The 11,278-nt window shown below is 71.4% G+C and carries 12 protein-coding genes; 7 read left to right on the plus strand and 5 right to left on the minus strand.

Annotation, left to right across the window (positions count from 1 at the left end):
* The coding region (locus J1C73_RS06890) for an IPT/TIG domain-containing protein (protein ID WP_207315550.1) at positions 1–916 on the plus strand (916 nt) is incomplete at its 5' end.
* Between the two features lie 217 nt (positions 917–1,133).
* On the plus strand, positions 1,134–1,613 hold the full coding sequence (locus J1C73_RS06895) for an Ig-like domain-containing protein (protein WP_207315551.1): 480 nt from the start codon (positions 1,134–1,136) through the stop codon (positions 1,611–1,613).
* A gap of 81 nt (positions 1,614–1,694) precedes the next feature.
* Here the strand turns inward: J1C73_RS06895 and J1C73_RS06900 are convergent, their stop codons facing one another.
* Entirely contained in the window at positions 1,695–2,864 is a 1,170-nt protein-coding gene (locus J1C73_RS06900; RefSeq protein WP_207315552.1) for a hypothetical protein, read from the minus strand.
* An 835-nt stretch (positions 2,865–3,699) separates the two neighbouring features.
* Between J1C73_RS06900 and J1C73_RS06905 the strand changes: the two genes are divergently transcribed.
* A complete protein-coding gene (locus J1C73_RS06905; protein WP_207315553.1) occupies positions 3,700–4,488 on the plus strand; it encodes an SDR family oxidoreductase in 789 nt (262 codons plus the stop codon).
* A 69-nt stretch (positions 4,489–4,557) separates the two neighbouring features.
* On the opposite strand, the gene J1C73_RS06910 is transcribed toward J1C73_RS06905, so the two are convergent.
* Positions 4,558–5,454, minus strand: a complete 897-nt coding sequence (locus J1C73_RS06910; protein ID WP_207315554.1) for a LysR family transcriptional regulator — start codon at positions 5,452–5,454, stop codon at positions 4,558–4,560.
* A gap of 164 nt (positions 5,455–5,618) precedes the next feature.
* Between J1C73_RS06910 and J1C73_RS06915 the strand changes: the two genes are divergently transcribed.
* Together J1C73_RS06915 and J1C73_RS06920 are read left to right on the plus strand one after the other, a co-directional pair.
* A complete protein-coding gene (locus J1C73_RS06915) occupies positions 5,619–5,939 on the plus strand; it encodes an ArsR/SmtB family transcription factor (RefSeq protein ID WP_307797621.1) in 321 nt (106 codons plus the stop codon).
* On the plus strand, positions 5,936–6,520 hold the full coding sequence (locus J1C73_RS06920; RefSeq protein ID WP_207315555.1) for an SRPBCC domain-containing protein: 585 nt from the start codon (positions 5,936–5,938) through the stop codon (positions 6,518–6,520). Before J1C73_RS06915 ends, J1C73_RS06920 begins: the two co-directional genes overlap by 4 nt.
* Before the next feature lie 317 nt (positions 6,521–6,837).
* Here J1C73_RS06920 and J1C73_RS06925 read toward each other — a convergent pair whose 3' ends face one another.
* Entirely contained in the window at positions 6,838–7,728 is an 891-nt protein-coding gene (locus J1C73_RS06925) for a TIGR03620 family F420-dependent LLM class oxidoreductase (RefSeq protein ID WP_207315556.1), read from the minus strand.
* Positions 7,729–7,840: 112 nt separating this feature from the next.
* Positions 7,841–8,581 (minus strand): SAVMC3_10250 family protein, encoded by a 741-nt coding sequence (locus J1C73_RS06930; protein WP_207315557.1) that lies wholly within the window; start codon positions 8,579–8,581, stop codon positions 7,841–7,843.
* 239 nt (positions 8,582–8,820) lie between these two features.
* Here J1C73_RS06930 and J1C73_RS06935 point away from each other — a divergent pair, with 239 nt between their 5' ends.
* The gene (locus J1C73_RS06935) at positions 8,821–9,399 is read left to right on the plus strand and encodes a hypothetical protein (protein ID WP_207315558.1); all 579 of its coding nucleotides are present in this window, start codon (positions 8,821–8,823) and stop codon (positions 9,397–9,399) included.
* A gap of 93 nt (positions 9,400–9,492) precedes the next feature.
* Here the strand turns inward: J1C73_RS06935 and J1C73_RS06940 are convergent, their stop codons facing one another.
* A complete protein-coding gene (locus J1C73_RS06940) occupies positions 9,493–10,080 on the minus strand; it encodes a MarR family winged helix-turn-helix transcriptional regulator (RefSeq protein WP_207315559.1) in 588 nt (195 codons plus the stop codon).
* A gap of 39 nt (positions 10,081–10,119) precedes the next feature.
* On the opposite strand from J1C73_RS06940, the gene J1C73_RS06945 reads away from it, so the two are divergent.
* Positions 10,120–11,109 (plus strand): DMT family transporter, encoded by a 990-nt coding sequence (locus J1C73_RS06945; protein ID WP_207315560.1) that lies wholly within the window; start codon positions 10,120–10,122, stop codon positions 11,107–11,109.
* Positions 11,110–11,278: the final 169 nt, after the last annotated feature.

The raw sequence follows: 11,278 nt of genomic DNA on the forward strand, positions 1-11,278 counted from the left end.
ACGGTTCGGCAGCACCAACGCGACCTCCTTCACCGTCAACTCGGCCACCCAGATCATCGCTGTGAGCCCGCCCCGCGCTGCGGGTGCGGCGGCGGTGACCGTCGTCCATCCGGCCGGTAACAGCAACTCGGTGACGTTCACCTATGTGGTGGCGCAGGTGCCGGTGGTCACGGGTGTGGCGCCCAGCAGCGGTCCGACGTCCGGCGACACCAGTGTCACCCTCACGGGAACCGGGTTCACCGGGGCCACGACGGTCACCTTCGCCGGGGTCCCGGCGACTTCGTTCACGGTGAACTCGGCCACCCAGATCACCGCCGTAACACCCGCCGGGAGTGCCGGGGCCGCAGCGGTGACCGTCACGACACCGGGGGGCACCAGCGCCCCGGACACCTTCTTCTTCTACGCCGCGCCTCCCGCCCTCAACAGTGCCAACCCCGCCCAGGGCCCGACAGCCGGTGGCGTGGTGGTCACACTGACCGGGAGTAATCTGCTCAACGCCAGTGCCGTACGGTTCGGCAGCACCAACGCCGCCTCCTTCACCGTGGTGTCGGCGACACAGATCACGGCCACCGCCCCGCCGGGGGCCGGGAGTTCACCGATCACGGTGATCACCCCGGGCGGCACGAGCAACCCCGTCGCCTTCACATACGTCGCCACGCCCACCCTGACAGCACTGGCACCCACGAACGGTCCGACGTCCGCAGGCACCGTGGTCACCCTCACCGGCACAAACCTGGCCACCACCTCGGCCGTCACCTTCGGGGGTACGGCCGTCTCGTTCACCGTCGTGTCGGACACACAGATCACCGCGATCGCACCCGCGGGACCCGCCGGTCCGACCGCTGTGACCGTCACGACGGCGGGCGGCACCAGCCCCGGGCTGACCTACATCCGGGTCGCCCCGCCCGGCATCTGACACCCGGACGACGGGGCGAGGAGCCGACGTAAAAACACCTCGTACCATTCCTTGTGCCGCCCGCCCGTTCGGCTGCCCGACGGCCGGTTCTGTGCCGCTGACCCAACCAGGCTACTTGTGGGCGCGGCCTCCCTGCGGGGCAAAAGGACCGCCATAGCGTGAAGCTCCACGGCGCCCGCGATCCGCAGGCCCGGCGACAGAACAAGGAGCCGAACTAGTGAGAATCACACCACGCAGAGGAAGGCTGGTCGTCGCCACAGCCCTGGCCGCCGTACTGGGGCTGGCCTCGCCCGCCTGGGCCGTACCGTCGACCACCACGGTGACGGCCACTCCGCAGTCCGCCGAGGTAGGTACTCCGGTGCAACTGGCGGCCACGGTCGACTGCCCCGCCGACGCCACCGGCGGGCTCGGCGTGACGTTCTTCGACGGCGGCGACCTGCTCGGCACCGTGCCCGTGAACGCCAACGGCCAGGCCGGCTACACCGCTACGTTCACCACCGCTGGCTCGCACACCATCACCACCGCTTACAACGGCAACGCGGAGTGCGACGCCTCCAACGGCACCACGACCGTCCAGGTCACCTCGGCTCCGACGCCGCCCGATCCGACCCCCGGCTTCTGCCTCCTCGCCTGTGGTGGCCTGATCGCCTTCTCCGCGGGTGACATCAACAACACCGTCAACATCTCCAAGCACTAGCTGTCACCAACCTCCGTGGACAGAACGCCTAGGGCCTCTCGTTTGGATCACGCTGGGCTCGCGGGGTCCAAACGAAAGACCCTAGGCGGCAGGCAGTTCGAGCATCGGCTCGAAGGCGGAGTCCTCCTTATCGGGAACGAGCGGGAGAAAGCCGTCGGGGACTGTGCGAGCGGCGGTGGCGAGGAGACGGTCGAGGACTTCCCGTTCGGTGGCCGGGGGGAGTCCGAGGGCGGTAAGGAGGCGGTCGCGGACCGCGGGGTGGTCCGGGTTGTCTTCGAGGTAGTCGGAGTTGAGGGCCGGGGGGCGGAAGCCGGCCAGGGCGTCGTGCCACGACGGCAGGACGATCGTGAGGGTCAGGGCCTCGGCGAGTGACTCGGCGATCAGGGAGGCCCGACCTTCGGAGTCGGTGTAGAGGACGGGGCGAGGGCTGCCGGGGGCGGCCGGGCCGCAGAGGTAGTGGGTGCCGCCCGCGTTGCAGCCGGCCACCGGCTCCACGGGAAGGCCGTTGGGCAGGGCGATCCGCTCGATCGGGTCGGTGCGCGCGAGGTCGAACTCTCCATCGCAGGACAGGTAGGAAGCAGCCTCGGAATGTGCGGCGATCCTGTGGAGCATGGCGTTGTCCGAGAGGGTGGTCGGGCTGAGGGCTGCGGCGATCGCGGCGGTGAGGGGATGTCCGGCGAGGACATGGCGGACGGCGTCGAGGGGGACGGGGCGCTCGTAGTAGTCCTCGAAATGGGCCTGGACAGCCTCGGGCGAGCGGTCGGCGAGGAGGCGGAAGAGCGAGCCGGAGCCGTCCGGGTCCTCGCTGCCGGGCGGGAAGGCGATGGCCGAGCCGGTGCGCCAGGCCGTGTCGCCGGCCGCCTGCCACAGGCAGGTGGTGACACGTGGGACGTCGATTCCCTCGTCGTGGAAGGCGGCCTCGTCCAGGATCGGGCGCAGCGCGACGGGCACTTCGTCGATGACGCCGGGCCAGACCTGCTCGTCCTCCGTTCCGTATGGGCTCATCCTCGACTCGTGGTCGAAGCCGCGTATGAGTACGCCGGCTGCGGTGAAGACGACGGAGAAGTCGTCTCCCGAGCCGTTCGCCATCAGGGCTGCCTCCTCTCCGGGGGCCCAGTCGGCGTCGAAGGTGTAGCAGCAGGACTGCGCATCCTCGCCGATCGTTGCGTCCAGTACGGCCAACGCGCGCAGATGGGCGCGGAGTTGGGTGGGGTCGGGGAGAAGGGCGGCGGTCTCGTGCACGGTGCTCATGGCGCCATGAAAGCAGCCACCACCGACAACTCGGTGCGGCCGGCCTGGACAGTGGTGCGCCACCTCCAGCGGATTCCGGCCGATCGCGCGGGCTCCTGGTGGGGGAGGGGGCGGGTGCTGTAAACGGTGGAGCGATGCCCGACATGCACGGCCCACACCAGCAGCTCATCGCCGTCGATGAAACAACACCAGGTCGGTGGCCCGGTAAACATGCAGTTCGGATGGGGCCGGCTCGTTCGCGAGTCGGCCCTTTGGTGTCTCACGTGGCGGCCGCGGGGTGGTTCCCGTAGTGCGCCGGCTGCGGCGACCTGATGACGCCGCCCGGCCAGATTCCTAGCGGGTGACCAGGTTGAACACCAGATTGATCTTCGGCCGTGCGTCCGGAACGCCGAGGGCAGAGTCCGGCCCTGTCGCCGTGAGAGAAGGCGGTGCCGCCCGGCGCGGCACGTGGCGATCGCTGTCCGGCCGTCTTCATGTCCGGCCTCGGCTCGGGCAACTGAGCGGGGTCCCGGCGGTGTTCGTGCCGACGCGAGCCCGAGCCCGTCGGCTCCGTCGCGCGTCCCCGCAGGAAGCGTATCGACGGCCAGGAGCTGGCGTTCTCCCACACCGGCTTGCGCGGAGGTCCCGCCACCGTGCGCCATGACCTGCCGGGGGAATGCCATAGGGATTACCTATAGCGCCTGCTGGCATTTCGTCTTTGCCTCTCGTTCTTTTCCGGCCGTACCGTGAAACAGCTCGACGAGGTGCGCACCGCGATTTCTCCGGAATTCGCGCTCTGTACACGTCGATTGTTTCCCGTCGGGCGGACTGACAAGCGATCGAGAGGACCAGTGGCATGACCACAATCGAGAACGGGCCGGGAACGCGAGAACTCGCGGGAAAGCGGGCCCTGGTCACGGGCGGTTCTCGCGGAATCGGCGCGGCCGTCGTCCGCCAGCTCCTGGACGCGGGCGCCGAGGTGCTCACGACCGCCAGGTCGGCGACGGGCACGGTGCCGGAGGGGGCCACTTTCGTGGCGGCCGACGTGCGGACACGGGCCGGGGCAGAGGCGCTGGCCGCGACCGCGCAAGAGGTGCTCGGCGGGGTGGACATCGTGGTTCACAACGCGGGTGGCGCACGACCTCACGAAGGCGCCCTGGCCATCCCCGACGAGGAGTGGCAGGACGCGCTGGACCTGAACTACCTGGCGTCGGTGCGGCTGGACTCGCTGCTGGTACCGGGGATGCGGGAGCGGCGTTCGGGGAGGATCGTGCACATCTCCTCGGCCGCGGTCCTCACTCCGGTCGGACCGTTCCTGCACTACGTGGCGGCGAAGGCGGCGCTGGAGACCTACAGCCAGGGACTGGCCCTGGAGCTGGCCCCGTTCGGAATCCGGGTCAACATCGTGTCTCCCGGCAGAACCGCCACCCCCGGCGGCGAGGCGACGCGGGAGCAGTGGGCCGAGGTGTCCGCGCGCATGGACGCTGCGCCCGGCCCGACCAACGCCGCTGACACCACGCCGCTCGGGCGCGACGGCCGTCCCGAGGACATCGCCCACGCGGTGCTTTTCCTTCTGTCCGACCGGGCGGGCTGGCTGACGGCGAGCAATCTCATCGTGGACGGCGGTGAATTCCCCAGGGGCTGACGCCTGCGGCATTCCGGAACGCCGGTTTCAGCAAGAGGAATTCAGCGGCGTCCGCCGCCTTCCCGGCCGTCAGGACACCGGTGAGAAGGGAGCGGATTCGGACCACGTCTCCTGACGCAGGAGTTCGAGCAGGGCCGTCTCCGCCGGGCCCGCGCCCTGCCGGAGCACGGCGATGACGGGCTGGGACACGACCGGGAACACCGGGCGGACGAGGTGCTCGTGACCGTGGGGCACCGCCGAGGCCGGGACGAGCGTCGCCCCCAGCCCGTGGGCGGCCCAGCGCACGGCCGTCGCCGTCTGGGACACGCGGGCGGCCGTGGTCGGGGCCAGATCGTTGTCGCGCAGCACGTTCAGCAGCACGCCGTCGAGGGCGCTGTCGCGGTCGAACCTCACCCACGGCTCACCCTCCAGCTCGCGCAGCTCGACCCGGTCCGCGGCGAGCTGTCGGTGCCCGGCGCCCAGCACCACGACGAACTCCTCGTCGCCGAGGTGGTGGGCGTCGGAGGGGCTCCGCTCGCACGCCGCCATCAGGGCGAGGTCCAGCACGCCCCGGCGGCACAGCCGCTCCAGCTCGGCGGAGCTCGGCTCCTCGAAGACCGTGACCTCCAGCCGCGGGAAGCGGCGACGCAGCGCGCCCAGCGCGCCCGGCAACTGCCGCGTGCCGAAGCCCATCTGCACCGCGACCGTCAGCTCGCCGGCCAGCTCATCGGCACCGGCCCGCGCTGTCGCCCTCGCCCGCCGAGACGCGCTCACCGCGACCTCTGCCTCCCGCAGGAACGCGCGGCCGACCACGGTGGGCACCAGCCCGGCCGGCGTACGGGCGAACAGCTGTACGCCGAGTTCCCGCTCCAGGCCGCGGATCTGCTGGGACACCGACGGTTGGGCGACGTGCAGCCGCTCCGCCGCCGCCGTCACCGAGCCCTCCTCGGCAACGGCCAGGGCGTACTCGAACTGACGAAGGCTCATCGGCTCGCGCCCCTTCCTGCGGTGGACCGAGTTCCACCCCGGCGTCATCGTCGTCATAGTAAGTCTCGCTGTTCCGCTTCCGGAGGGAGGAGTGACGCGAAGCCTCCTCGCGAAGCGCCTTGCATGCACATGCAGGCATATAACCGCTGTCGTATATTTGAAGGGTGAGTACCCCGGCACGTGACGTCATCGCAGTACTCGCCGAACCCCATCGGCGGCGCATACTCGATCTCCTCAAGGATGGCGAGCGGCCGGTTGGTGAGCTGGTCGACGAGCTCGGGCTGACGCAGCCGGCCGTCTCCAAGCACCTGCGCACTCTGCGCGACGCCGGGCTGGTCGAGGCCAGGGTCGACGCCCAGCGGCGGCTGTACCGGATACGCCCGGAGCCGCTGGCCGAGCTCGACGCGTGGCTCGCCTCCTACCGCACGCTGTGGAGCGCGAGCCTGGACCGCCTGGACCGGCATCTGGAGGAAGGAGCATCATGAACAACCCCGCAGACCCCACAGACCCCACAGACCCTGCAGACCCCACAGGCCCCTCGGATCCGATCGGCCCCGCAAGCCCGGCCCAGGTCACCGAGGTCACGCTGAACACGGGCGGTGCCCGGCCGGTTCTGCGCTTCGAACGGGTTCTGGCCCAGCCTCCCGAGGCTGTCTGGCGCGCGATCACCGACCGCGAGGAACTCAAGGCGTGGTTTCCGTCCGAGGTCATCGCCGATGCCTGGGAGCCCGGTGCCAGGATCAGCTTCCCGTTCCCCGGGACCGACATGACCCTCACCGGCAGCGTCCTGGAAGCGGAGGAGCCCCGCGTTCTCGCCTACACCTGGGGAGAGGAAACCCTCCGCTTCGTCCTGACCCCGGAACCGGACGGCCGCACCCGCCTGGTGTTCACCGACGAAACGCCCCCGGCTATCGCTGCCCGCAACGCGGCGGGCTGGCAGATCTGCCTCACCCACCTCGCAGGTGAAACCGTCGCCGCCGACGCCTGGAAGGGGCACTTCGACCGCTGCGTCGCCGCGTTCGAACCGGCCCTCGGCGCGCAGCAAGGCCCCCCGGCCGGGAGCTGAGAACGCGGCGAGGTTCACCGGGAATCTGCACGTCGGTGCGGGCTGATTCAGCGGACAGGCCGGATGGTCCGCGAGTGAACCGGCGCGGGCTGTTCGCCGCCGCTGAGGCGCCGGCCACCCGCGTCACGGTGACGGCGCCGGTCTCGGTCCGTCCTGCGGACGCCCGTTACTTTCCGCTCGCGATCCAGCGACCCGCTCGGTGACGGTTGCCACGCTCCCCGCACGGTGAACGCGTCAACCGCCGCCGCACCCCGCAGGGTGGCGGCCAGCTCGGCCGGGAGCGACAACTGCCGGCCCTTCCAACCGGACCGGCCCGGCTACAACGCGTCGCCGAAGGCCTCGGCCAGCTCGCGCCACTGGGCCCGCGGCAGGCCGGCGCCGCCCTCGTCGGCGGTGAGCACCTGGAGGGCGACGTGGTCCGCGCCGGCGTCGAGGTACTGCTGGGTCCGGGCCTTCACCTGCCCGGCGTCGCCCAGGGCGAAGAGGGAGTCGAGGAGGCGGACGCTGCCGCCGCCCTCGAAGTCGCTCTCCGTGAATCCCAGGCGTAGCAGGTTGTCTGTGTAGTTGGGCAGCTGGAGGTACATTCCCAGCATGTTCCGCGCAGTGGTGCGGGCCCGGTCGAGGTCGGTGTCGAGCACGACGGTCAGCTCCGGGGCGAGCAGCGCGTCGGGGCCGAGCGCCTCACGTGCTTCCGCCGTGTGCTCGGCGGAGACGAGATAGGGGTGCGCGCCCAGCGCCCTGTCGGCCGCCAGCTTCAGCATCTTCGGGCCGAGCGCCGCCAGCACCCGATGTCCGGAGTCCACGGGCGGGGTGGCGGTGTCCAGCGCGTCGAGGTAGGCGACCATCGCGCTGTACGGCTTCGTGTACTGCGGCACCATCGGGCCGTGGCTGACGCCCAGGCCGAGGACGAACCGCCCGCGCGCACCCGCGTCGATCGCCGCGATCCGATCCGCCGCCTCCTTTGCCGTGTGGTCCCAGATACTCAGGATGCCGGTGGCCACGGTGACCCTGCGGGTGGCGGCGACGACCGCCGCGGCGTCGTCGGGCGAGGGACTGCCGCCGATCCACAGCGTGCCGTACCCGAGATCCTCGAGCTCGGCGACGGCTTCCGCGATCGCTCTCCTTCCCGCTTCGTCCGCCCGCGACCCGTGCAGGGCGCTGCTCCAGATCCCGACCCGTCCGAATGCCTCACGCGTCTCAGAAGTCATGCTGTGAGCAACAGCGACCCGCGCCCGCTATTCCCGGCCGGGCCGGGATTCACCCATGTGTACGCAGGTACGGCGCAGGGTGCCGTCGGGTCGCCGGGCCGCTCCCGGCAAGTCAGGTCGTCGACGGCAGGTCGTGCGCGACTTCCACGGTCAGCGGGCTGGCCACGAGACAGCGCCGGCCGGATGCGGTGTCGACGGTGACCGTGACGCGGGCCAGACCGCGCATCCATACGGCCGTTCCCCTGAGCGCGGGAGTGCGGTCAATGGCCGCGAGCAGGGACTGAAGGCCGGACTGCGGGGCGTCGGCCCCGGTGGGTTCCACCGGGGCCGAGGGATCGGATGGCGGGAGAGGCACAGCGTCCAGGGCCTCCACAGCGAGGCCGGCACGGGTGAGGAACGTCGATCCGGCGCTCGATCCGCCGTCGTGGCTCTCCAGGGGCGGTCCGTCGACCGGCACGGGGGACAGCCCGAGCAGGTGGTGGGCCGACCCGTGCATGAGGAGTCGGCAGTCGGCCTCGCGCTCGTAGTCAGGGTCCTCGCCAGGGGCGGCATCGCTGAACAGCACGAGGTCCCGGTACGCCCCGTTCAGGGTGATGCAGCGCAGCGGTGCTTCGAACTGGACCCATTGCCCCGGCCGTAGACCGGGCTCCGAGTACCACCGGGCCGACTGGTTCAGATGTCTGTCCACCCGGTCCAGATGGCGCAACCGGCTCTGTTCCCCGTCGGGGGCCGGCGAGTCGATGTCGATCCCGCCGACCGGCGTACTCAGCCGCAGGGTTCCGGTCCGGGGCGCACGGCGGGTCGGCAGGAACTGGCGCAGCTTGCCGTCCGACAGATAGACCAACTCACGCAATGTGTCCCCTGGTTCGAGCGCCCAGTCCGGGTGCTCATACTGCCACCGGAGGTGGATATCGGCAGACGGATCGGCAGCCGCGTCCAAGGGCCCGCGCCTACGGGCGACACCGAGCCGGGTCGGGGGCGAGGGCTCGTCCTCCTCAGGTGGCCGGATGTGGCGTCGGCCGGGCAGTTCGCCGACACCGACGTCCCGTCCCGCCCGGGTGCCGCGACCATCCGTTGCCCCATACTCGCCGCATGGACGTTGTTGAGATCCTTGAGGCCGCCGCGCTGCTCGTGCCCGAGAACGTGGCCACCGGCAACGACCTCACGGCCTCCGACGTCTGGGACCACCTCGTGCACGACGAGTGGGAAGTGGCGCTTGACCTGTTGCAGGAGCTGGGCGACGGGTGGACCGCGCCGACGGGTTTCTGGGAGCGGCTGGGGCGGTCGGCGCAGATGCTGGGGTTCGAACGGAGCCGCGAGTGGTGCTGGTGGCGGGATGCCGAGACGCGCCAGGGCGTGATCCGGGCCGATCTCGTCCTCCGCCCGGCGGGCCAGACGTTCCGGCGTACGCCGGTTCCGGGCGCCGGGGTACTGCGACCGATGTGGGACATCGGCAACCGGAGACACGACGGGGAACCCGAACTGGACATCGCCCGGGTGTGGGTCGAGTTCGCCCCTGGGCTCCCGCCCGGTGGCCGGGCCCCCGTACGGCTCCTGCCCCTGGACCCGGGCAGGTGGGGCCGCCTGGTCCCCGGGGACCGGATCACGCTGTACGAGTGTGCCGAGGCGGGCGGGACCGCGACGATCCTGGAGACACGGCCTCCGGTGTGACCGCGCGGGCCGGCCGGGTGCGGCCTCCGCGGCCGCGGCGTCGGTCGCGGCATCCGCCCGGCGTCGCGAGCGGTGCTGCCGATGGGGGTGGGTTCAGCCCTCCTGCGGCGGTTCCACCCGGGCCAGCCAGGCGGTCAGGAGCGGCTCCAGGGCCGCCGCCTCGTCCCGGGTCAGGGCGTCCAGGAGGCGGCGTTCGTTGCGCATGTGCTCCGTGAACGCCTGGTCGATCAGCTCCCGCCCGGCCTGGGTGAGGGCGACCACCCGGCCCCGGCCGTCCCCGGCCGCGCGGCGGCGGGTGACCAGGCCGTCGCGTTCCAGGCGGTCGATGCGCTTGGTCATCGCGCCCGTGGTGACCATGGTGTGCACCGCCAGCTCCCCGGGGGCCCGCTCGAACGGCTCCCCGGCCCGCCGCAGGGCGGCCAGTACGTCGAACTCGCCCTCGCTCAGACCGAATCGCCGGTACACCACGCAGAGCTCCTCCGTGAGCAGCCCGCCGAGCCGGTGCAGCCGTCCGATCACGCCCTGGGGGCTCACGTCGAGGTCCGGGCGTTCGCGGGACCACTCGGCCTGGATGCACGCGACGTGGTCCAGGGGCCGAGAAGGGGCAGGGACGGGATCGGCGGGAGAGCTGGCAGAGGCGGGAGAGGCGGGAGAGGTGGCAGGGGTGGCGGAATCCGGCATGGCTTCACTATAGCTTCCGTGGAAGGCATAATAGTTTCCATGGAAGCTACATTGCGGTGGGTGCTGATCACGGCGATCGCACCGGTGGCCTGGGGCACGAACTACTACGTCACCCACGCCTGTCTGCCCGCAGACACCCCGCTGTACGGGGCCGCGATCAGGGCCCTGCCCGCCGGACTGCTGCTCCTGGCCGTCCGGCGGGAACGACCCCGCGGCTCATGGTGGTGGAAGGCGGCGGTTCTCGGCGTCCTCAACATGGGCGGGTTCTTCGCTCTCGTGTACGTTGCCGCGCAACTGCTCCCGACCAGCACCGCCTCGACGGTCATGGCGGCCTCGCCGGTGGCCATGATGCTGATCGCCTGGGCACTGGTCGCGGAACGGCCGGGTCTGCTGCCCCTGCTGGGTGCCGCCGCGGGCATCGCCGGGGTGTGCCTCATGCTGCTGACCGGTTCGGTCTCCGTCGACGCCCGGGGGGTGCTGGCCTCCGTCGCCGCCATGCTGATGTCGTCCCTCGGCTACGTCCTCGCCAAGCGCTGGGGTGCCGGTGCCGACGTCCTCGCCTCGACCTCCTGGCAGTTGATCGCCGGTGGCCTTCTGCTGCTGCCCCTCGCTGTCGTGGTGGAGGGCGCGCCGCCCGCACTCGACGGGCCTGCCGTCCTCGGGTTCGGCTACGTCTCCGTGGTGGCTACCGCGGTCGCGTTCGCCGCCTGGTTCACGGGGCTGCGCCATCTGCCCGCCGCGACCGTCGGTCTGGTCGGACTGCTCAACCCGGTGACCGGAGTGCTGCTCGGCACCCTGATCGCCGGGGAGCCGTTCACCCTCAGGCAGATGTGCGGGCTCGTCCTGGTGCTGGGCGGAATCCTCCTCGGCCGGCCTGCAGCCCGCCGGTCGGCCGGGCGTACGGATCGGGGCCGGCCGGCAGACCGGCGCCCGGCCGTGGACCGTACGCCGGTGGCCGGGGAGTGCCCCACCGGGGCCGGATGCCACCCCGGCCCCGGTGGGGCGCCCGGATCGTCTCCGGCTGGGTGACCCTCAACTCCCGTACGCCCGTGAACTCGTCCGCATCCGCCGAGCGGACCGTCACCCGCACCTCGCGGGCCACCGAGCCCGCCCGGTACGGCTCCCAGCGCTGACCGTCGGCCGAGGTCTCCAGCCGGTGCGAAGCGGGGCGTACGTCCGTCCGCTCCGGCTGGAGACC

The organism is Streptomyces laculatispora, from assembly GCF_017353455.1.
GTDB classification, from domain to species: Bacteria; Actinomycetota; Actinomycetes; order Streptomycetales; family Streptomycetaceae; genus Streptomyces; species Streptomyces laculatispora.